Source organism: Streptomyces sp. NPDC008137 (assembly GCF_042957035.1).
In the GTDB taxonomy this organism is placed as follows: domain Bacteria; phylum Actinomycetota; class Actinomycetes; order Streptomycetales; family Streptomycetaceae; genus Streptomyces.
This window is the reverse complement of record NZ_JBIBHN010000007.1, coordinates 81,487-103,099: the sequence shown is the minus strand read 5'-3', so window position 1 is coordinate 103,099 and position 21,613 is coordinate 81,487. Positions and strand designations below refer to the sequence as shown.

Sequence of the window (21,613 nt, the reverse complement as noted above, 5' to 3'; positions counted from 1 at the left end):
TCTTTTACGTCTCTCTCGCTCAGTCGTCTTCGTTGTCGCCGAAGTCGGGGCGGACGTCCCGGGCGGCCATGATCTCGTCGTTGGAGGTGCCGGCGGCGACCATCGGCCAGACCATCGCGTCCTCGTGGACGATGAAGTCGACGACGACCGGGCGGTCGTTGATCGAGTTCGCCTCCTCGATGACCTTGTCGAGGTCGTCCGGGGACTCGCAGCGGATGGCGTAGCAGCCCATGGCCTCCGACAGCTTCACGAAGTCGGGGACGCGGGTGCCGCGGGCCTCCGGGTTGATGTCCTCCGGGCCGGAGTGCAGGACCGTGTTGGAGTACCGCTGGTTGTAGAAGAGGGTCTGCCACTGGCGGACCATCCCGAGGGCGCCGTTGTTGATGACGGCGACCTTGATCGGGATGTTGTTCAGGGCGCAGGTGGTGAGCTCCTGGTTGGTCATCTGGAAGCAGCCGTCGCCGTCGATGGCCCAGACGGCCCGCTCGGGCGCTCCCGCCTTGGCGCCCATGGCGGCCGGGACGGCGTAGCCCATGGTTCCGGCGCCGCCGGAGTTCAGCCAGGTGCCCGGCTTGTCGTACTCGATGAAGTGGGCGGCCCACATCTGGTGCTGGCCGACGCCCGCCGCGAAGATCGTGCCCTCGGGTGCGAGCTGTCCGATGCGCTGGATGACCTGCTGCGGGGAGAGCGAGCCGTCCTCGGGCTGGTCGTAGCCGAGCGGGTAGGTGTCGCGCCAGCGGCTCAGGTCCTTCCACCACGAGGTGTAGTCACCCTGGTGGCCCTCGCTGTGCTCCTTCTGGACGGCCTGGATCAGGTCGGCGATGACCTCGCGGGCGTCTCCGACGATCGGCACGTCGGCGGCACGGTTCTTGCCGATCTCGGCCGGGTCGATGTCCGCGTGGACGATCTTGGCGAAGGGGGCGAAGCTGTCCAGCTTGCCGGTGACGCGGTCGTCGAAGCGGGCGCCGAGGGCGACGATCAGGTCCGCCTTCTGCAGACCGGTGACGGCGGCCACCGAACCGTGCATGCCGGGCATGCCCAGGTGCTGCGGGTGGTCGTCGGGGAACGCGCCGAGCGCCATCAGGGTGGTGGTGACGGGCGCGCCGGTCAGCTCGGCGAGGACCTTCAGCTCGGCGGTGGCCCTGGCCTTGAGCACGCCGCCGCCGACGTACAGCACGGGCCGCTTCGCCTGGGTGATCAGCTTGGCGGCCTCGCGGATCTGCTTGGCGTGCGGCTTGGTCACCGGGCGGTAGCCGGGCAGGTCCATGGCGGGCGGCCAGGAGAAGGTGGTCTTCGCCTGGAGGGCGTCCTTGGCGATGTCGACCAGGACCGGGCCGGGGCGGCCGGTGGAGGCGATGTGGAAGGCCTGCGCGATGATCTGCGGGATGTCCTCGGCCTTGGTGACGAGGAAGTTGTGCTTGGTGATCGGCATGGTGATGCCGACGATGTCCGCCTCCTGGAAGGCGTCCGTGCCGATCGCCTTCGACGCCACCTGGCCGGTGATCGCGACCAGCGGCACGGAGTCCATGTGCGCGTCGGCGATCGGGGTGACCAGGTTGGTGGCGCCGGGGCCCGAGGTGGCCATGCAGACGCCGACCTTGCCGGTGGCCTGCGCGTAGCCGGTGGCGGCGTGACCGGCGCCCTGCTCGTGCCGGACCAGGACGTGGCGCACCCGGGTGGAGTCCATCAGCGGGTCGTAGGCGGGAAGGATCGCACCGCCGGGAATGCCGAATACCGTGTCGGCGCCGACCTCCTCGAGAGAGCGGATGAGGGACTGCGCGCCCGTCACCTGCTCGGGGGCGGAGTGTCCTCCGGATCGGGGCCGGGGCTGCGGGTGATGGGCCCCGGTGGCCTGCTCGGTCATCGGCATTCTCTTCTCAGATGCTGAGGGTTTTTTGCGAGATTTGTGCGGTTTTCGTCTGCTGCACGTAAGGCGCCTGTGCAACAAAAAACCCCTCGTGCCATAAGGCAAGCGAGGGGAGCGCGCCGGGTGGGGTCACTGAGCGGTCAAGGCTCAGCGTCAGCCGACGCGCTTTCCAAGTACGAGAATTCGGGTGCGCATGGCACAGACCCTCTCCCCGGCGCACACTCACTGTCAAGTGGGTGGGACGGGAGTCTCATTATGTGAGCGTAGGGCCGTACCGCCCCCGATGACGGCGGACACCCCGGAGCTGTACACCCGCGGAGCACCGCCCGCGTACGCCGGCTCGGCCGGTGCGCTGGGCACCGGATAGTGACCGCCGGCGAGCGCCCGGCGCAGCCGGTACTCGTCGAGCGGTCCGGAGAACGCCATGCCCTGCCCGTGCGTACAGCCCATCGCGCGCAGGGCGACGACCTGCTCGGGCAGGTCCACGCCCTCGGCCACGGACTTCAGCCCGAGATCGGTGGCGATGCGCAGCAGCCCACTGGTGATCTTGTACAGCCGGGCGGACTCGACGACGCCCTCGACCAGGGCGCGGTCGAGCTTCAGGATGTCGACGGGGAGCCGCCTGAGGGCCGTGATCGCCGCGCAGTCGCCGCCGAATCCGTCGAGCGCGATCCGGACCCCGACCCGCCGCAGGGCGCCGAGGCGCCGCTCCAGCTCGTCCTGCGAGACCTTCGGGCCGGTGTCGGACAGCTCGATGATCAGTGACCCCGAGGGCAGTCCGTGCCGGGTGAGCAGTGCCTCGATCGAGCCGAGCGGCATCGACCGGTCCAGCAGCCGGCGGGCGCTCATCCGGACGACGACCGGCACGGACAGCCCGGTCGCCTGCCGCTCGGCGGCCTGCTCCACGGCTTCCTCTATCACCCACCGGCCCAGCTCCGCGGTCTTGTCGCTGTCCTCGGCCACACGCAGGAACTCCGCCGGGGTGAAGAGCACCCCCTGCGAGGAGCGCCAGCGCGCCTGCGCGGACACCGATGTGATCCGGCCGTCCTCCAGGCAGACCACCGGCTGGTGCAGCAGGGCGAACTCGCCGTCGTGCAGCGCGGCCCGCAGGCGCGTGGCCAGCTCCGCCTTGCGTACGACGTCCTGCTGCATCTGCGGCTTGTACAGCTCGACGCGGCCCTTGCCGCCGGCCTTGGCGCGGTACATGGCGAGGTCGGCGTTGCGCAGCAGCTCGCCCGCGCCGAGGCCCGCTTCCGCGAAGGCCACGCCGATGGAGGCGTTGACACGGACATCGTTGCCGTCGATGAGGTACGGCTGGGACAGCGTCGCCCTGAGGCGGTCGGCGAGTTCCACTATGTGCCGTTCCCGGGCGGCCCGGTCGCGGGTGTTGTCCCCGACGATCAGGGCCGCGAACTCGTCGCCGCCCAGCCGGGAGGCGGTGTCGCCCTGGCGGACCGAGTCCTGGAGTCTGCGGGCGGCCTGGACGAGCAGCTCGTCCCCCGCCTGGTGGCCGATCGTGTCGTTGACGGCCTTGAAGCCGTCGAGGTCGATGAACAGCACGGCCGTGTTCCGCAGGGCCACGCCCCGGTCGGAGGCCCGGCGGCCCGAGAGCGCGTGCTGGACGCGCTTGGTGAACAGGGCGCGGTTGGGCAGGTCCGTGAGCGGGTCGTGCTCGGCGTTGTGCTGCAGCTGGGCCTGGAGCCGGACCCTTTCGGTCACGTCCCTGCTGTTGAAGATGAGGCCGCCGTGATGGCGGTTGACGGTCGACTCGACGTTCAGCCAGCCTCCGTCACCCGACCGGAAACGGCACTCGATGCGCGTGGTGGCTTCCTCGACCGGGTCGGCGGCGAGGAATCTGCGCGCCTCGTGCACGACGCAGCCCAGGTCCTCCGGGTGGATGAGATTGGCCAGTTCCGTGCCCACCAGATCCTCGGCCGAGCGGCCGTAGACACCGGCGGCGGCCGGGGAGACGTACCTCAGGACACCGCTGGGCGCGGCGATCATGATCACGTCGCTGGAGCCCTGCACCAGGGAGCGGAAGTGGTTCTCCGCCTGCGCCAGTTCCTGGGTGAGGGTGATGTTGTCGAGCAGCATGATGCCCTGGCGCACGACGAGGGCGAGCACGACCGTGCCGCCGGTCAGCAGGACGACACGGTCGACGCTGCGGCCGTTGAGGACGTTGTAGAGGATCCCCAGCGTGCACACGGCGGCCGCGAGATACGGCGTGAGGGCGGCGAGGGAGCCGGAGATGGGCCGGACGGCCGGATACCGGCGGGGCTCGCCCCCGGGTGTGGCCGGCTGGTGGTGGTGCTGCCCGCCGCGCTGCCCGGGGACATGCTCGTGCACCACGCGTGTGTGCCCCGCCGTGCTCTGCCGGTCCGGGCCGTGCCGGTCGGTGTCCGGCGGGCGGGGCGCGGCCCACGGGGCGTACGCCAGGAGCAGCGAGCCGGCGAACCAGCCCGCGTCGAGGAGCTGGCCGGAGCGGTAGTCGTGGTGCATCAGCGGCGAGGTGAAGAGGGCGTCGCACATCACGGTCAGAGCGAGCGCGCCGATGGCGGTGTTGACCGCGGAGCGGTTCCCCGCGGACCGCCTGAAGTGCAGCGCGAGGACCATGCTGACCAGCGCGATGTCGAGCAGCGGGTAGGCCAGCGACAGCGCGATGTGCGCCACGCCGGGCCCTTCCGACTTCGCGGCCTGGGCGAGGGCGAGGCTCCACGCCAGGGTGAGCAGGGAGCCGCCGATCAGCCAGGCGTCCAGCCCGAGACAGACCCAGCCGGCCTTGGACACCGGCCGCTTGGCGAGCACGAGCAGTCCGACGATCGCGGGCGGCGCGAAGCAGAGGAAGAACAGGTCGGCGTAGCTGGGGCTGGGCACGGGCAGTCCCAGGACCACCTCGTACCACCCCCAGACCAGGTTGCCGAGGGCTGCCATGGCCGAGGAGAGGCCGAACAGCAGCCAGGCGGGGCGAAAGCGGGTACGGCGGTTGCGGGCGTAGAGGAAGCACGAGACGGCGGCGGTGGCCGCCGCGGCACTCAGCCCGAAGTCGCCCATGATGAGAGCCACTTGGTACGAGCCCCAGCCGAGCGCGGAACCGGCGGCGTATCCCGCGCAGACCAGGGCGAGGACCAGTTGGAGGGCCAGGCCCGGCCGCTGACCGGAGGCCGGCGCACGGGGCAGCAGCACCCCTGGCGACGGAGGCTGTGCCCGCAGCGCTCCGTCCAGCATGGGGGTCGGGGGCGCGCTCACCGGACCCTCCCGGTCCGCGCCGCCCCTTGATGGTGATCACTGTGGTGGGTGTGGTGGCCGCCGTGATCGGCGTGGTGACCGCGTCTGAACGCGGCCGTCCGCCAGGGTCGCCGCCGGCCGCCCCGTCCCGTCGGATCGCTCGTCCAAAGGCCGTGCATCGCCTGTCGCCCCCCTCACAGTCCGAAGTGTCCGTCCCCGGCGCCGAAGGTCCCCCGGCGCTGCCCCTGTCGGGACGATACACCAGTCTCGTCACTCAGGGACATAGGTTCTCTACGCTCCGTGACGATCAACAGATATATGAGTACCCACCGCACCCGAAGGATTGCGGACGGTACCCGAGGTCGGCTCAGTCTGTTGAGGCACCCGTCGTAAGGATCACGTTGCGCAGCGGCTCCCGGTTCACATAACGGCGCAACTGGTCCACCAGGAGCCGCTTGGCGCGCGGAAGGAACGCGGAGGTGGGTCCGCCGACATGAGGGCTGATGAGTACCCCCGGCGCACGCCACAGCCGGTGTTCGCGCGGCAGGGGCTCCGGGTCGGTGACGTCGAGGGCGGCGGTGATGCGGCCGGTCTCCACCTCGGCGAGCAGGGCCTTGGTGTCGACGACGGGACCGCGGGCCACGTTGACCAGGAGCGCGCCGTCCTTCATCCGGGACAGGAAGTCGGCCCCGGCCAGGCCCCGGGTGGTCTCGGTGAGCGGCGTGGACAGGATGACGATGTCCGCTTCCGGGAGCAGGGAGGCGAGTTCGGTGAGCGGATGCACCGGACCGCGCGCCGTGGTGCGCTCGGAGCGCGCGACGCGCGCCACCCGCGCCACTTCGAACGGCACGAGCCGGTCTTCGATGGCCGCCCCGATCGATCCGTATCCCACGATGAGGACGTTCTTGTCGGCGAGCGCGGGCCGGAACCCGCCGAGCCACTCCCCCCGGTCCTGCGCGCGGACGAAGTCGGGGATTCCGCGCAGCGAGGCCAGGATCAGCGCGAGGGTGAGCTCTCCGGTGCTGGCCTCGTGCACTCCGCGCGCGTTGCACAGCCGCACGCCCGTAGGCAGGTGCCGCAGCCCGGGCTGCACGTGGTCGATCCCTGCGGAGAGGGTCTGCACGACCTGGACGTGGGTCATCCGCGGCATGGGGCGCACGCACAGCGGGCTGGGCTTCATGTAGGGGACGACGTAGAAGGCGCAGTCCGCCGGGTCCGCGGGGAAGTCGTCCCCGCCGTTCCAGTAGCGGTAGGCGGGGCCCTCGGGGAGCCCCTCGATCTCGTCCGGCGGGATGGGCAGCCACACGTCAGCAGTCATGCTCTGGAGGCTATGTCAGGAGCGTGCGACGGCAGAGGTTAGGTTGGGGTGGCCGGAACAGGGAGGGTCACGACCAGGTGGAGCGCAGGACGATCGGCGCGGCGGCGCTCGCGGTGGGGGCCGTCGGACTCGGGTGCATGCCGATGAGCTGGGCCTACAGCACGTCTCGGCAGCGTGGTGACGAGTCGCTCAGGGCGGTGCACCGGGCCCTCGACCTCGGCGCGTCCCTGCTGGACACGGCCGACATGTACGGCCCTTTCACCAACGAACTGCTGGTGGGGCGGGCGTTGAAGGAGCGCCGGTCCGACGCGTTCGTGTCGACCAAGGTCGGTCTGCTCGTGGGCGACCAGCACATCGTCGCCAACGGCCGCCCGGGGTATGTGAAACGTGCCTGCGACGCCTCGCTGCGGCGTCTCCAGACGGATGTCATAGACCTCTACCAGCTGCACCGGGCCGACCCGGAGGTGCCCGTCGAGGAGACGTGGGGCGCGATGGCGGAGCTCGTACAGGCCGGGAAGGTACGGGCGTTGGGCCTGTGCGCGGTCGGCGCCCGGGCCGGCCGCCGCGGGAGCCGGCCGCACGACGCGACGATACGGCAGCTGGAGCGGGTGCAGCAGGTCTTCCCGGTGAGCGCGGTGGAGGCGGAGCTGTCGGTGTGGTCGCCCGAGGCGCTGGAGACCCTGCTGCCGTGGTGCCAGACGCGGGGCGTCGGCTTCCTCGCCGCGATGCCGCTCGGCAACGGCTATCTGACCGGCAGGCTGCGGACCGGCGCGGGCTTCGAGGCGGACGACCTGCGTGCCCGGCACCCCCGTTTCACGGGCGAGATGATGGCCGCGAACCAGCCGATCGTCGCGGGCCTGCGCCGCGTGGCCCGCCGCCACGGCGAGCACGTCACCCCCGCCCAGGTCGCCCTCGCCTGGATACTCGCCCAGGGCCCGCACGTGGTCCCGGTCCCGGGCACCAAGCAGGAGCGCTGGGTCACCGAGAACGCGGCCGCGGCGAACCTGCGCCTGACACCGGACAATCTGCGGGAGGTCGCGGTGCTGCCCCGGGCCCAGGGGTCGTGGGACTGAGCGGATCCGGCCCCGGGGCCACGGCACAAACCCGGCCAGGCCCCCTGTTCTCGGTTCGGGGTTCGGCGATCGGGAACTTGTGAGGCGCGAGCGGTGTATGACAGGGAGAACCCGCCGCGTCGAAGGGACCATGATCGTGCAACGTCGAGCCGTGCCGTCCGTGTTGGCCGCCGCCGCGCTCCTGCTGACGGCCGGCTGCTCCTCCGACGGCGGAGGACCGTCCGGCTCGGACGAGGGGGCGTCCCCGAGCCGTACGGCACCGCAGTCCTCCGCGCCGCCGGGGAAGGCCGGCGAGGAAACACCTCCGGCCAAGGGCTCGGTGAAGGTGGTGCGCACCGTCGCCGAGGGCCTGGACTCCCCGTGGGGCCTCGCCCCGCTGCCGGGCGGCGGTCTGCTCGTCTCCTCCCGGGACGACGGGACGATCGTCCGGGTCGACGAGAAGACCGGGAAGAAGACCGAGCTGGGCGAGGTGCCGGGCGTGTCCGCCGCCGGAGAGGGCGGCCTGCTGGGCATCGCCCTGTCACCGGACTTCGCCTCGGACCGCATGGTCTACGCGTACTTCACCTCGGCCTCGGACAACCGGATCGTCCGGATGCTGTACGACGAGAAGAAGCCCTCCGGCGAGCAGCTGGGCGCTCCCGACACGGTCTTCAAGGGCATCCCCAAGGGCTTCATCCACAACGGCGGCCGGATCGAGTTCGGCCCGGACAAGATGCTCTACGCCGGCACGGGCGAGAGCGGCGACACCGGCCTGTCCCAGGACAAGGGCTCCGTGGGCGGCAAGATCCTGCGCCTGACCCCGGAGGGCGAACCCGCGCCGGGCAACCCGTTCCCCGGCTCGCCGGTGTACTCGTACGGCCACCGCAATGTGCAGGGCCTCGCCTGGGACACCAGGCAGCGGCTCTTCGCCTCGGAGTTCGGCCAGGACACCTGGGACGAGCTCAACGCGATCAAGCCGGGCGACAACTACGGCTGGCCGGAGGCCGAGGGCAGGTCGGGCGACGGGGACTTCCACAACCCGATCGACCAGTGGGGCACGGCCGAGGCGTCCCCCAGCGGCATCGCCTACGCCGAGGGTTCCATCTGGATGGCGGGCCTGCGCGGCAAGCGGCTGTGGCGCGTCCCGCTGAGCGGTACGGAGGCCTCGGCCGAGCCGCAGGCCTTCCTGGACGGCGAGTACGGCCGGCTGCGCACGGTGGTGCCGGCGGGCGGCGACCGGCTGTGGCTCGTGACCAGCAACACCGACGGCCGGGGCAGCCCGGAGGACGGGGACGACCGGATTCTGGAGTTGCGGGTGAGGTAGCCCCCGCTCACTCCTCGGGGGTCTCCGGATCCCGCGGCGGGCGTACGACGACCTTCCCGGACGACAGGTCTATCGGGCCGCGTCCGGGATCGCCGTCGCCGGTGTCCTCGCGGGTCAGTTCCAGGCGGTTCTGCTCGTCACGGGTGTGCTTGCGGCCGGGTGAGAACAGTTCCTCGAACACATTGAACACAAGGCCTCCCTGGCCACGACTCCCCCGACGTCCCTTACAGCGTATGCCTCAGCCCGCCGGACCGGGCAGGACGGATTCCGCCGGAAACAGTTCCAGCCGGTGCGCCACCGCCGCCGCCTCGCCGCGCCCGGAGACACCGAGTTTCGCCAGGATGTTGGAGACGTGGACGCTCGCGGTCTTCGGTGAGATGAACAGTTCCTCCGCTATCCGGCGGTTGGTGTGGCCGACGGCGACCAGGCGCAGCACGTCCCGTTCCCGGCTGGTGAGGCCGAGGGCCTCAGCGGGGTCGGCGGGGGCGAGGGCCGGTTTCGACACGGGCGTGAGCGGGAGGCGGGCGCGCTGGGCGAGCGCGGCGGCGGACTCGGCCAGGGGCCCGGCGGCGAGGTGGCGGGCGACGGCGTGGGCGAGGCGCAGCAGCTCCGTGGCGCGGTCGCGCTCGTCCTCGCCGCCGCCCGTCAGCAGGGACTCGGCCAGGCGGTACCGGACACGGGCCAGGTCGTAGGGCCGCTCCAGGGGCTCGAAGGCGGTGACCACCCGCGACCAGGTGTCCGGGGTGCTCCGGCCCTCTGCGCGCTGGAGTTCGGCGCGCACCCACTGCTCGTGGGCGAGCCAGACGGGGGCGTTGGTGGTCAGGCGCTTGGTGGTCCTGAGGATGGCGGTGAGGGCCTCGGCGCGGCCGTCCCGCGCGGCGGGCAGGGCGCGCGCCTCGGCCTCCGCGATGGCGGCTTCGAGCAGCAGCGGCCAGGCGTAGCGCTGGGTTCCGGGCGGGAAGCCGGACTCCAGGGTGCGGGCCAGTTCGGCGCGGGCGTCGGGCAGGCGGCCCTCTGCGGCGGCGACGGCGACGGTGAGGCAGGAGACCGGGAGTTCGTGCTGCGGCATGGGGTCGAGCGGGCCGTAGGCGGCGCGGCCCTCGGCGAGATGGCGGGCGGCCTCGTGGACCTGGCCGCGGGCGAGTGCGAGGAACGCCAGACTGTTGGCGCCGGAGCCGTGCGGCCCCGCCGTCTGACCGCGCCGCTGGGCGTTGCCCGCGGCTTCGGCGGCCTCGTCCCAGCGGCCCAGCGAGATGAGCGACTCCGCGAGGTTGCTCCAGATCCAGGCCTCGGCGACCCGCAGCCCCATCGCCTTGGTGAGCCGCAGTCCCTCGCGCAGGATCTCGACGGACGCCTGGGAGCGGCCGACGCCTTCGAGGGCGTGGGGCAGGTTCACATGGCTGCGGCCCACGATCGAGGCGAGGCTCCGGGCGACCACCTCGTCCCTGACCTCGTACATGTGCGTGAGCCCGGCCTCGGTCTGCCCGGCGTCGACCATGAGGCCGCCGAGGGTGAGACGGGCATTGGACTCGATGTCGTCGGCGTTCACCATGCGCGCGTACTCGACGGCCCGCTCGGCGGCCGTCAGGGCCTCCGGGCCGGGCTCGTGGAGCATCGACCAGTGCGCGGCAAGGGCGAGCACCTCGGCGTGCACCTCGGACGGCGGCAGGCCCCGGACCAGCTCCTGCGCGGTGGCGATCTCCTTCCAGCCGTCACCTCGGGCGAGGCTCTGCACCAGCCGGGAGCGCTGGATCCAGAACCAGGCGGCCCGCAGGGGGTCGTCCTCGTCGTCCAGCAGGCGCAGCGCCCGCTTGGTGATCTTCAGGGCGCGTTCGCGCTCCCCGCAGAGCCGTCCGGCCACGGCGGCCTCGGCCAGCAGGTCGAGGTGGCGCAGCGCGGTGGTGGCCGGGTGGCAGCCGCAGGGAGGGTAGACCTCGGCGCAGTCGACGGGGCGCAGGGTGCTCCGCACGGCTTCGGGCGCGGTGTCCCACAGTTCCATGGCCCTTTCCAGCAGCCGCAGTTGCTCGGCGTAGGCGTGGCGGTGACGGGCCTCGACCGCTGCGTCGAGGACGGCCGGCAGGGCCTTGGCGGGGTCGTGGGCGTGGTACCAGTAGCTGGCCAGGCGGGCCGCGCGCTGGTCGGCGGGGACGAGGGTCGGGTCGGCCTCCAGGGCTTCCGCGTAGCGGCGGTTGAGGCGGGCGCGTTCGCCGGGGAGCAGGTCGTCGCTGACGGCCTCGCGGACCAGGGAATGGCGGAAGCGGTAGCCGTCGCCACCGGGTGCGGGGGCGAGGATGCTCGCGTTCACGGCGGCCCGCAGCGCCTCGATGAGGTCGTCCTCGGCGAGCCGGGCGACGGCGGCCAGCAGCCGGTACTCGACGGTGGAGCCGCCCTCGGCGACGATCCGGGCGACCTGCTGGGCGGTCTCCGGCAGCCCTTCCACGCGGACGAGCAGCAGGTCGCGCAGGGAGTCGGTCAGGCCCGTGCGGCAGCCCTCGTGGCCGGCGACGGCGAGTTCCTCGACGAAGAAGGCGTTGCCGTCGGAGCGTTCGAAGATCGCGTCGATCCGGTCCGGGTCGGGTTCGGTGGCGAGGATGCCGGCGACCTGACGGCACACCTCCTCGCGGCTGAAGCGGGCGAGTTCGACGCGGCGGACGGTGCGGAGCCGGTCGAGTTCGGCGAGCAGGGGCCTGAGCGGATGGCGGCGGTGGATGTCGTCGGAGCGGTAGGTGGCGAGGACGACGAGGCGGCCGGTGCGCAGTGTCCGGAAGAGATAGGCGAGCAGGTGGCGGGTGGAGGCGTCGGCCCAGTGCAGGTCCTCCAGGGCGAGGACGACCGTGTGATCGGCGGCGACGCGCTCCAGCAGGCGCGCGGTGAGCTCGAAGAGGCGGGCCATGCCGTCCTCGTCGTGCCGCCCGGTGCCCGACTCGCCCAGCTCGGGAAGCAGCCGGGCCAGTTCCTCCTCCTGTCCGGCGGCCGCGGCGGCCAGCTCGCCGGGGAGTTCGCGGCGCAGGGCGCGCAGCGCGGTGGAGAACGGCGCGAAGGGCAGTCCGTCGGCGCCGATCTCCACGCAGCCGCCGAGCGCGACCACCGCCCCCCGGCGGCGGGCGGCGGTGGCGAACTCCTCGACCAGGCGGGTCTTGCCGACTCCGGCCTCCCCGCCGATGAGCAGGGCCTGCGGCTCGCCCTCCCGGGATCGGGCGAGGGCGTCGTGCAGCGTGCCCAACTCCTCGGCACGGCCGACGAACACGGGGCTGACGGACCTGGTCTCCACGGCCCCGAGCATCGCATGCGCGTCCGACACGACGGCACCGGTTTTCCGGGGAACGGCCAGGACACCGACGGCAGCCGCTCCGGCCGGTGCCGCCCCGCCGTTCACGCGGCCCGGGCGGACCGGGGCCGGCGGAGGCCGCGGGTATGGCTTTCGTGCTCGGCGGAGTTCTCGGCCGCCGCGCGGCGGGCGGCGCGGCGGGCCCGGGCGGCCTCGCGGACCAGGCGCTGGTGTTCGGCCCGGCTGATGAGGTCGGCGGTGCGCAGTCGCTGGAGTTCGTACTCGTACATGGCGTGTCCTTGGTGAGACGAGAGTGAGGTCATCACGGAGTGTTCTTCCGTGATGACCTCACTGTCGTCTCCCAGGCGGGCCCGCCACATCGGGAGAGTTCCGCATCTTCGGCGGCGGTCGGGGCCTTAGGACACTTCTGAGGGCCCCAGGGGCTCCGTAAGGTGCCTACGGAACTCCTAAGACCGTTCCTGGAGGCTGAGCAGGAACGAGCCCACTCAGCCGCACGCCCCGAACGGTCTTGGACGCACTGGTCCCTGACGTACTCAACCCCAGGGCGGCGACACGCATCCTGTGCGTGGTCCGATCCCGGGAGGCCCCCGCGGCCGGAGGCCGCTGTGGACACTGCCCTCACGACCTGGCCGTGCGGATACGGCCAGAGGCGACGGGGAGGCCCCAAACCATCACTCCGGTGGAGAGGGGGCCCCGCACGCTGGCACCGCACCCGGCGTCCCAGATCGCCCACTCACCGTAGCCCGAACAGCCCACGCCGCCACACGCCCGCAAGTCGACCATCACACGATCGAGCCAAGACTCCCCGGCGAGCAGTTGGCAACCGCTCAGGGCCCTGCGGTGACTCAGCCTGCGGACGGCAGTCCGAGCAGGATGCCGGTGTACTTGAGGACGGCCAGGAACAGGCCGATGACACCGAGCGCGACGCCCGCCCAGGCGACGGACTTGATCCAGGGGGCCTGGATCCTGCCGGGCGTGCCGAACGCGGGCCGGGCCAGCGTCACGACGCCGACGACCAGTGCGACCACCGCGAACAGGCCGGCCCACAGGGCGGTGGCCTGCCAGGCGTCGCCGTAGACCGCCTGGATCTGCTGGGCCACGCCCGCCCCCTGCGCGGTCTCCAGCTGACCGACCAGGTTCTGGCGCGCCGCGGCGATGGTGCCGACCCAGCTGCCGGTGAGCGAGACGACGCCCAGCGCGGCGGAGACCACGGCGGCGGCACCCTGGCCGGTGCCGGAGGGGGCCTCCTCCTTGGTCGCGACGACCTCTGTCTCGGCGACCTCTGTCTCGACGACCTCGGCCTCGGCCGGGGCATCGGTCTGGGTCCGGGTCGCCTCGTCGGACTCGGTGGTGTCCACCGCCTTCTCGGTCGTGGCCTCGGTGGCCTTGGTCTCGTCCACTGCGTTCGTTGCCATGTCTCGCACCGTAAAGTCGCTGTCTGAGAAGTCTCTTAATGATCGTTGTGAGCGGCACGCGCGCGTGCGGCGCGCCACTCGGGCGCCAGCACCGACCAGACTTCGAGATCGTGCCGTACGCCACGATAGGGGTGCGCCTCGCGTCGCACACCGTCGCGGGTCATGCCGAGGCGCCGGGCCACGTTCAGGCTCGGCTGGTTCCCCGAGGCGGCGACCCACTCGATCCGGTGAATGCCGCGCTCTTCGACGGCCCACTCGATGAGGACGCGCATGGCCCGGGTGACCAGACCGCGCCCCGTCCCGGCGGGCTCCAGCCAGCAGCCGACCTCGCAGTTGCCGGCCGCGGCGTCGAAGTTCAGGAACAGGACGCCGCCCACGAGCTTGCCGTTCAGCCACAGGCCGTGCAGCGAGCGGGTGTCGGCCGCGCGCATGTCGGCGTACCGCTGGAGCATGGCCCGCGCGGACTCCACGTCCGTCTCCTGCGAGCCGAAGCTGATGAACTGCCCGATGAAGTCCCGGCCCCGCTCCAGGTGCGCGAAGAACTCCTCGGCGTGCCAGGGCTCGAGGGGCCTCAGTTCGGCGTCGTCACCCAGGGATATCGCGTACATCCCGCTGCCGCTCCTCCTCCGCCAGGACGTCCGCCACCTCGGCGTCCGTCGCGGCGGCCAGCCTCTCATGGGCGGCCCGGGCCTCGGGCGGTTCGATGCTGATCCGCGGCAGGCACTTGTCCAGCCAGCGGGGCAGCCACCAGTTGGCGCCACCGAGCATGTGCATGAGGGCGGGGACGAGGAGGGTCCGCAGGACGAAGGCGTCCAGGGCGACGGCGGCGGCCAGGGCGATGCCGAACATGGCGATCACCCGGTCGCCGCTGAGGACGAAGGCCAGGAAGACGGAGATCATGATGACCGCCGCCGAGTTGATCACCCGGCTGGTCTCGGCGAGGCCGACGCGCACGGCTCGCCGGTTGTCGCCGGTCTCCAGCCACTCCTCGTACATCCGGCTGACCAGGAACACCTGGTAGTCCATGGAGAGGCCGAAGAGCACCGAGACCATGATCACGGGCAGGAAGGGCTCGATGGGGCCCGCGCTGCCGAGGCCGAGCAGTTCGCTGCCCCAGCCCCACTGGAACATCGCGACCACCACCCCGAAGGCGGAGGCCACGGCGGCGACGTTCATCGCGGCTGCCTTCAGCGGGATGCCGATGGACCGGAAGGCGAGCAGGAGCAGCAGACAGCCCAGGCCGATCACGACCCCGACGAAGACGGGCAGCTTGGAGACGATGACGTCGGCGAAGTCGTCGTAGCCGGCCGTCATGCCGCCGACCTGCACATCGAGCGAGGTGCCCGCCTCGGCGCGCGGCAGCACCTCGCCGCGCAGCCGGTCGACGAGGTCGCTGGTCTGTTTCGACTGCGGCGAGGACTCCGGTACGACGGTCAGGTACGCGGTGTGACCGCCGGAGTCGAAGGTCACCGGGGTGACCGAGGCGACGCCGTCGGTGACGCGGAGGGTGCCGTCGAGGTTGTCCAGGGCGAGCTTGTCGTCCGCTCCGTCGACCTTCGTGACGAGGGTGAGGGGGCCGTTCACACCGGGCCCGAAGCCGTCGGCGAGCAGGTCGTAGGCCTGGCGGGTGGTGGCCGCCTTGGGGTCGTTGCCCTGGTCGGAGGTGCCCAGGTGCAGGGAGAACGTCGGCAGCGCGAGGACGGCCATGACGACCAGGGCGACCGCGCCGAGGACCTTGGGGTGGCGTTCCACGAACGCCGACCAGCGGGCGGCGAAGCCGGTGGGCAGCTCCGGTTCGGGCCCGTGCTCCGCCAGTCGGCGGCGTTCGCGGCGGCTGAGCGCGCGCATGCCGATGAGGGACAGCAGGGCGGGCAGCAGGGTCACGGAGGCCGCGACGGTGAGGACCACGGTCAGGCTGGCCGCGATGGCGACCCCGTTGAGGAAGCTCAGCCGGAGGATCAGCATGCCGAGCAGGGCGATGCAAACGGTGGCACCAGCGAAGACGACCGCCCGTCCCGTGGTGGCGACGGCGTTCGTGGCCGCCTCGGTGACCGGGAGACCGCGTTTCAGCCCGCGCCGGTGCCGCGTCACGATGAACAGCGCGTAGTCGATGCCGACGCCGAGCCCGATCAGCATGCCGAGCATGGGGGCGAAGTCGGCGACGGTCATGGCGTGCCCGAGCAGCACGATCCCGGCGTAGGCGGTGCCGACGCCGACCAGCGCGGTGGCGATGGGCAGCAGGGAGGCGGCGAGCGAGCCGAAGGCGAGGAACAGCACGACCGCGGCGACGACCACGCCGACGATCTCGGCGAGGTGCCCGCCGGAGGACTGGGTGAGCGCGACCGCGCTGCCGCCCAGCTCCACCTGGAGCCCGTCCGTCTCCGCGCTCTTCGCGGTGTCCACGACGGCCCTGGCCTCGCCCTGGTCGATGTCCTCGGCCCGGTCGTCGAAGGTGACCGTGGCGTACGCCGTGCGGGCGTCCGCGCTGACGCGGCCCGTGCCCGGCCCGTCGTAGGGGCTGGTCACGGAGGCCACGCCGGGCAGGTTCTCGATCCGGTCCAGGGTCCGGGTCATGGTCTGCTCGACGTCGGCCGAGCGGACGGTGCCGGACGCGGTGTGCCAGACGACGGTGTCGCTGTCACCGCCGAGCTGCGGGAAGCCCTCGTGGAGCAGTTCGGTGGCGCGGCCCGACTCGGTGCCGGGGACCTGGTAGTCGTTCGAGTACGCGGAGCCGGCGACGGCGGCGCCCGCGGCCACCCCCGCGCAGGCGAGGAGCCACAGCAGAACGGTGACCAGACGGCGTTGGACACACCAGCGTGCTAGGGCTGCCACGAAACGTGCTCCCAGGGTGACTTTTGTGGATCTTTGACCGGGAGCAGTCGTCCCTGACCTGAACATCCAGCAAAGAACGCATGAGCAATGCGGAGCCACTCTTACAGGCGCACGAGATCGTTTGTCGCTTTCGTGGGCTTATTCACAGTGACCGTGATCAGTCGAACTGGTCCCCCAGCGCCATCACCATCGTCCCCGCGATCAGCAGCCACAGCGCCCGCCGGGTGCGTCCACGGGAGCCCAGCACGGCGGCGCCGGCGCACACGACCGCACCGCAGGCGTATGCCGTCGGGACGAGCGCCGGGGCGGCGGGGCGGGTGAGCCGGAGCAGCGCCGCGGCCAGGCCCGCGAGGGTCAGCAGGGCACCGGTCCCGGCGGCGGTCCAGCGGGCCCGCCGCGCGTCCTCGCCATCCTCATCGTCGTCATCATCCGGATCGTCGTCGTCCGGATCGCCATCGGCGTCGTCGTCCGGATCGTCCGCGCCGTCGTCCGGCTCGTCGTCCGGCTCCTCGTCCGGCTCCTCGTCCTGGTCGGCTTCCTGAACGGCGGCCGTGTCCGAGTCCGCTATCTCTGGTTCGGTGTCGGAATCAGCGCGTCCATTCATGGGCGAGACGGTAGCGCGTCGCGAACGAAAACCAGGTGCGGGGTCGTGCGGCCCCCTGTTAGCGTCCGCCGGTCCGAGGAAACGCCCGCGGCACCCCCGTCGCCCGGCCGAAGCAGGTGCATTGTTTGACGGTCCGACCGAGCTCCTACGCATCCCCTTTCCTCCTCAAGGACTCAAGGAGCCCGTCCACCGATGTCGGACATCACTTCCCGGACCCCGAACGACCCCCTCTCTGACCGCACCGACCACCCCGGCTACCCGCGCAGCAACCGCTACGACGCCCGCTGGACCATCGACAACCAGATGGGCCCGCACGCGCTCTGGCTGCTGGAGTGGCTGGCCCCGGCTCTGGGGCTCGACGCCCTGAGCCCTGGCTCCCGCGTGCTCGACCTGGGCTGCGGACGCGCCATGACGTCGATCTTCCTCGCCAAGGAGTACGACGTGTCGGTCACCGCCGCCGACCTGTGGATCAAGCCCGACGAGAACGCCGGGCGTATCGCCGAGGCGGGCGTCGCCGACCGCGTCCTGCCCGTGTTCGCCGAGGCGCACGACCTGCCGTTCGGCGAGAAGAGCTTCGACGCGATCGTCTCGATCGACGCGTACCAGTACTTCGGCACGAACGACCTGTACCTGCCCGAGCTGACGCGGCTGCTGAAGCCCGGCGGGCGGATCGGCGTCGTCGTACCGGCGCTGCGCGAGGAGATCGACGGCGTCGAGCCGCCGGAGCACCTCAAGCCGTACTGGGACCCCGGCTTCTGGTGCTTCCACTCCGCCGCCTGGTGGCGGCGCCAGTGGACCCGCAGCGGGGTCGTGGAGGTCGAGACGGCCGACTGGCTCGAGGACGGCTGGCGCGACTGGCTGCGCTGGTGCGAGGTCGTCGCCGACGAGCACGCGGACGAGTGGCACATCAGGATGGCCGGCCAGTGCGCCGAGATGCTGCGTCTCGACCAAGGCGCGAATCTGGGCTTCGTCCGGGTCGTGGGACGCCGCCCGTAGAGCGCGCGCAGGGGGGATGCACCGGGTCTCCGGTGCATCCCCCCTGTCGGGTCCGCCGGGGTCAGCCCTCGCTGACGCCCAGCTTCTCCAGGATCAGCTCCTTGACGCGAGCCGCGTCGGCCTGGCCCCGGGTCGCCTTCATGACCGCGCCGACCAGGGCGCCGGCCGCGGCCACCTTGCCGCCGCGGATCTTGTCCGCGACGCCCGGGTTGCCGGCGATGGCCTCGTCGACGGCCGCCGTCAGCGCGCCCTCGTCGGAGACGACCTTCAGACCGCGCTTGTCGACGACCTCGTCCGGGGTGCCCTCACCCGCGAGGACGCCCTCGATGACCTGCCGGGCCAGCTTGTCGTTCAGGTCGCCCTTCGCCACCAGCTCGGTGACCCGGGCGACCTGCTCCGGCGTGATCGCCAGCTCGTCGAGCGCCTTGCCCGACTCGTTGGCGCTGCGGGCCAGCTCGCCCATCCACCACTTGCGGGCGGAGGCGGCGTCGGCCCCGGCCTCGATGGTGGCGACGATGGGCTCCAGCGCACCGGCGTTGAGGATCGCCTGCATGTCGACGGCCGAGACGCCCCACTCCTCACGGAGCCTGCTGCGGCGGACCAGCGGCAACTCGGGCAGGGCGCCCCGCAGTTCCTCGACCCACGAGCGCGACGGCGCCACGGGCACCAGGTCGGGCTCCGGGAAGTACCGGTAGTCCTCGGCCTCCTCCTTCACACGGCCCGAGGTCGTCGACCCCGTGTCCTCGTGGAAGTGCCGGGTCTCCTGGATGATCGTGCCGCCGGAGGAGAGCACGGCCGCGTGCCGCTGGATCTCGAAACGGGCCGCGCGCTCCACGGACCGCAGCGAGTTGACGTTCTTCGTCTCCGAGCGGGTGCCGAACTTCTCGGTGCCGTTCGGGCGCAGCGACAGGTTCACGTCGCAGCGCATCTGGCCCATCTCCATCCGGGCCTCGGAGACGCCGAGCGCCTTGATGAGCTCGCGCAGCTCACGGACGTAGGCCCGCGCGACCTCGGGGGCACGCTCGCCCGCGCCCTCGATCGGCTTGGTGACGATCTCGATGAGCGGGATGCCGGCGCGGTTGTAGTCGAGCAGCGAGTGGGACGCGCCGTGGATACGGCCGGTGGCGCCGCCCACGTGCGTCGACTTGCCGGTGTCCTCCTCCATGTGGGCGCGCTCGATCTCCACGCGGAAGGTCTCGCCGTCCTCCAGCTGTACGTCGAGGTAGCCGTTGAAGGCGATCGGCTCGTCGTACTGGGAGGTCTGGAAGTTCTTCGGCATGTCCGGATAGAAGTAGTTCTTCCGGGCGAAGCGGCACCACTCGGCGATCTCGCAGTTCAGCGCGAGGCCGATCTTGATCGCGGACTCGACGCCGGTCGCGTTGACGACCGGGAGCGCGCCGGGCAGGCCGAGGCAGACGGGGCAGGTCTGCGTGTTGGCGTCCTGGCCGAGCTCGGTCGAACAGCCGCAGAACATCTTGGTCTTGGTGCCGAGTTCGACATGGACCTCGAGGCCCATGACGGGGTCGTACGACGCGAGTGCGTCCTCGTACGACACCAGGTCGGTCGTGGTGGTCACGGTGAAACTTCCCTCTCAGCCCAGCAGGACGTCGTCGTCGCCCAGCCGCTTCAGCTCGCGGTAGAGGATGGCGAGGCCGGTGACGATGGCGACGGCGGACACGGTGGCGTCGATCAGGACCAGCGTGTCCTGCTCGGCGCGGGCCTTCTTCAGCCGCTTGGCGACGCCGATCGCGCCGAACGCGGTCCCGGCCATGGACAGGTACGTGCCGGACTTGGACTTCTTGAAGCCCTTGGCCTTGGTCAGTGCACTCACAGCGACGGAGCCTCCTCGATCAGCGGATGGCCCCACTTTTCCACGAAGGCGGCCTCTACGGCGGCTCCCACCTTGTAAAGGCGGTCGTCCTTCATGACGGGGGCGATGATCTGCAGGCCGACCGGGAGGTTGTCCTCCGGGGCGAGACCGCACGGCAGCGACATGGCCGCGTTGCCCGCCAGGTTGGTCGGGATGGTGCACAGGTCGGCGAGGTACATCGCCATCGGGTCGTCGGCGCGCTCGCCGATCGCGAAGGCGGTGGTCGGGGTCGTCGGGGAGACGATGACGTCGACCTGCTCGAACGCCTTGTCGAAGTCCTGCTTGATCAGCGTACGGACCTTCTGGGCGCTGCCGTAATAGGCGTCGTAGTAGCCGCTCGACAGGGCGTACGTGCCGAGCATGACGCGGCGCTTCACCTCGGGGCCGAAGCCGGCCTCACGGGTGAGGGAGGTGACCTCCTCGGCGGAGTGCGTGCCGTCGTCGCCGACGCGGGCGCCGTAGCGCAGGCCGTCGAAGCGGGCGAGGTTGGAGGAGCACTCGGACGGCGCGATCAGGTAGTACGCCGACAGCGCGAGGTCGAAGGACGGGCAGTCCAGCTCGACGATCTCGGCGCCGAGTTCCTTCAGCAGCTCGACGGACTCGTCGAACCGCTGGATGACGCCGGCCTGGTAGCCCTCGCCGCGGAACTGCTTGACGACGCCGACGCGCATACCGTCGACGCTGCCGTTGCGGGCGGCCTCCACGACCGCCGGGACGGGCTCGTCGATGGAGGTCGAGTCGAGCGGGTCGTGCCCGGCGATGACCTCGTGCAGCAGGGCCGCGTCCAGGACCGTGCGGGCACAGGGACCGCCCTGGTCGAGGGAGGACGAGAAGGCGACCATGCCGTAGCGCGAGACCGCGCCGTACGTCGGCTTCACGCCGACCGTGCCGGTGACGGCGGCGGGCTGGCGGATGGAGCCGCCGGTGTCCGTGCCGATGGCGAGCGGGGCCTGGAAGGAGGCGAGGGCGGCGGAGGAACCGCCGCCAGAGCCGCCGGGGATCTTGGTGAGGTCCCAGGGGTTGCCGGTCGGGCCGTACGCGCTGTTCTCCGTGCTCGACCCCATGGCGAACTCGTCCATGTTGGTCTTGCCGAGGATGACGACGTCGGCGGCCTTCAGGCGCTGGGTGAGCGTCGCGTCGTACGGCGGGATCCAGCCCTCGAGGATCTTCGAGCCGACGGTGGTCGGGATCCCCTCGGTGGTGAAGATGTCCTTGAGCGCGAGGGGGACGCCGGCCAGCGGGCCGAGCTTCTCCCCCTTGGCGCGCTTCTCGTCGACGGCACGGGCCTGGGCGAGGGCGCCCTCGCGGTCGACGTGCAGGAAGGCGTGCACCTTCTCGTCGACGGCCTCGATGCGGGCGAGGTGGGCCTCGGTGACCTGGACGGCCGTGAGCTCGCCGGAGGCGATCTTCGCGGCGGTCTCGGCGGCCGTGAGCTTGATGATGTCCGTCATGGCTGTTAGTCCTCCCCCAGGATCTGCGGCACCTTGAAACGCTGCTGCTCCTGGGCCGGGGCGCCGGAGAGCGCCTGCTCGGGGGTGAGCGACGGACGGACCTCGTCCACGCGCATGACGTTCGTCAGCGGGAGCGGGTGCGAGGTCGGCGGTACGTCTTGGTCGGCGACCTCGCTGACGCGGGCGACCGCGCCGATGATGTCGTCCAGCTGTCCCGCGAAGTGGTCGAGCTCTTCGGGCTTCAGCTCCAGACGCGCCAGCCGGGCGAGGTGGGCGACCTCCTCGCGCGTGATGCCAGGCATGCAGCGATCCTCTGGGGTGAGTGAATTGGTTTGGCCTAATCCTATGGGGCGGAGGGCCGTGCCCGTGA

The 21,613-nt window shown here is 71.5% G+C and carries 17 protein-coding genes; 3 read left to right on the top strand and 14 right to left on the bottom strand.

The genetic code is table 11. From position 1 onward, the window contains the following. Window positions 1-19 precede the first annotated feature (19 nt). The 3 genes from ACFZBT_RS13960 to ACFZBT_RS13950 all read right to left on the bottom strand — a co-directional run bounded on the left by ACFZBT_RS13960 (window position 20) and on the right by ACFZBT_RS13950 (window position 6,410). Complete coding sequence (locus ACFZBT_RS13960) at window positions 20-1,870, bottom strand: acetolactate synthase large subunit (protein WP_391102542.1); 1,851 nt, start codon at window positions 1,868-1,870, stop codon at window positions 20-22. A gap of 225 nt (window positions 1,871-2,095) precedes the next feature. Beyond that, on the bottom strand, window positions 2,096-5,113 hold the full coding sequence (locus tag ACFZBT_RS13955; protein WP_391102540.1) for an EAL domain-containing protein: 3,018 nt from the start codon (window positions 5,111-5,113) through the stop codon (window positions 2,096-2,098). 346 nt (window positions 5,114-5,459) lie between these two features. Further along, window positions 5,460-6,410 (bottom strand): NAD(P)-dependent oxidoreductase, encoded by a 951-nt coding sequence (locus ACFZBT_RS13950; RefSeq protein ID WP_391102537.1) that lies wholly within the window; start codon window positions 6,408-6,410, stop codon window positions 5,460-5,462. A 77-nt stretch (window positions 6,411-6,487) separates the two neighbouring features. On the opposite strand from ACFZBT_RS13950, the gene ACFZBT_RS13945 reads away from it, so the two are divergent. Both ACFZBT_RS13945 and ACFZBT_RS13940 read left to right on the top strand, forming a co-directional pair. Beyond that, window positions 6,488-7,483 carry an aldo/keto reductase gene (locus tag ACFZBT_RS13945; protein WP_391102535.1) on the top strand — a complete coding sequence of 332 codons (996 nt, stop codon included), beginning with the start codon at window positions 6,488-6,490 and terminating at the stop codon, window positions 7,481-7,483. A gap of 97 nt (window positions 7,484-7,580) precedes the next feature. After that, window positions 7,581-8,786, top strand: a complete 1,206-nt coding sequence (locus ACFZBT_RS13940) for a PQQ-dependent sugar dehydrogenase (protein WP_391102533.1) — start codon at window positions 7,581-7,583, stop codon at window positions 8,784-8,786. 7 nt (window positions 8,787-8,793) lie between these two features. Here the strand turns inward: ACFZBT_RS13940 and ACFZBT_RS13935 are convergent, their stop codons facing one another. The 7 genes from ACFZBT_RS13935 to ACFZBT_RS13905 form a co-directional block, all read right to left on the bottom strand. Continuing rightward, window positions 8,794-8,976: a DUF6191 domain-containing protein gene (locus ACFZBT_RS13935; RefSeq protein ID WP_391102531.1), complete on the bottom strand. Its 183-nt coding sequence runs from the start codon at window positions 8,974-8,976 to the stop codon at window positions 8,794-8,796. A gap of 48 nt (window positions 8,977-9,024) precedes the next feature. Beyond that, window positions 9,025-12,069: an AAA family ATPase gene (locus tag ACFZBT_RS13930; RefSeq protein WP_391102945.1), complete on the bottom strand. Its 3,045-nt coding sequence runs from the start codon at window positions 12,067-12,069 to the stop codon at window positions 9,025-9,027. Window positions 12,070-12,158: 89 nt separating this feature from the next. Next, window positions 12,159-12,344: a hypothetical protein gene (locus ACFZBT_RS13925; RefSeq protein WP_391102529.1), complete on the bottom strand. Its 186-nt coding sequence runs from the start codon at window positions 12,342-12,344 to the stop codon at window positions 12,159-12,161. Between the two features lie 576 nt (window positions 12,345-12,920). Next, a complete protein-coding gene (locus tag ACFZBT_RS13920) occupies window positions 12,921-13,490 on the bottom strand; it encodes a hypothetical protein (protein ID WP_391102527.1) in 570 nt (189 codons plus the stop codon). Between the two features lie 35 nt (window positions 13,491-13,525). Beyond that, window positions 13,526-14,098: a GNAT family N-acetyltransferase gene (locus ACFZBT_RS13915; RefSeq protein ID WP_391102525.1), complete on the bottom strand. Its 573-nt coding sequence runs from the start codon at window positions 14,096-14,098 to the stop codon at window positions 13,526-13,528. Beyond that, window positions 14,076-16,322 (bottom strand): MMPL family transporter, encoded by a 2,247-nt coding sequence (locus tag ACFZBT_RS13910; RefSeq protein ID WP_391102521.1) that lies wholly within the window; start codon window positions 16,320-16,322, stop codon window positions 14,076-14,078. Before ACFZBT_RS13910 ends, ACFZBT_RS13915 begins: the two co-directional genes overlap by 23 nt. Window positions 16,323-16,479: 157 nt before the next feature. Continuing rightward, window positions 16,480-16,926: a hypothetical protein gene (locus ACFZBT_RS13905; RefSeq protein ID WP_391102518.1), complete on the bottom strand. Its 447-nt coding sequence runs from the start codon at window positions 16,924-16,926 to the stop codon at window positions 16,480-16,482. A 192-nt stretch (window positions 16,927-17,118) separates the two neighbouring features. On the opposite strand from ACFZBT_RS13905, the gene ACFZBT_RS13900 reads away from it, so the two are divergent. Then, a complete protein-coding gene (locus tag ACFZBT_RS13900) occupies window positions 17,119-17,922 on the top strand; it encodes a methyltransferase domain-containing protein (RefSeq protein ID WP_391102516.1) in 804 nt (267 codons plus the stop codon). Window positions 17,923-17,983: 61 nt separating this feature from the next. On the opposite strand, the gene gatB is transcribed toward ACFZBT_RS13900, so the two are convergent. From gatB to gatC, 4 genes are read right to left on the bottom strand one after another with little or no spacing between them, the layout of a single operon-like run. After that, window positions 17,984-19,498, bottom strand: coding sequence for an Asp-tRNA(Asn)/Glu-tRNA(Gln) amidotransferase subunit GatB (gatB, locus tag ACFZBT_RS13895; protein ID WP_391102514.1), 1,515 nt, complete (start codon window positions 19,496-19,498; stop codon window positions 17,984-17,986). A gap of 15 nt (window positions 19,499-19,513) precedes the next feature. Next, window positions 19,514-19,753 (bottom strand): hypothetical protein, encoded by a 240-nt coding sequence (locus tag ACFZBT_RS13890; RefSeq protein WP_215118383.1) that lies wholly within the window; start codon window positions 19,751-19,753, stop codon window positions 19,514-19,516. Then, entirely contained in the window at window positions 19,750-21,243 is a 1,494-nt protein-coding gene (gene gatA, locus ACFZBT_RS13885; RefSeq protein ID WP_391102509.1) for an Asp-tRNA(Asn)/Glu-tRNA(Gln) amidotransferase subunit GatA, read from the bottom strand. The genes ACFZBT_RS13890 and gatA overlap by 4 nt, the downstream gene beginning before the upstream one ends. Before the next feature lie 5 nt (window positions 21,244-21,248). Further along, a complete protein-coding gene (gatC, locus tag ACFZBT_RS13880) occupies window positions 21,249-21,545 on the bottom strand; it encodes an Asp-tRNA(Asn)/Glu-tRNA(Gln) amidotransferase subunit GatC (RefSeq protein ID WP_095936815.1) in 297 nt (98 codons plus the stop codon). Window positions 21,546-21,613: the final 68 nt, after the last annotated feature.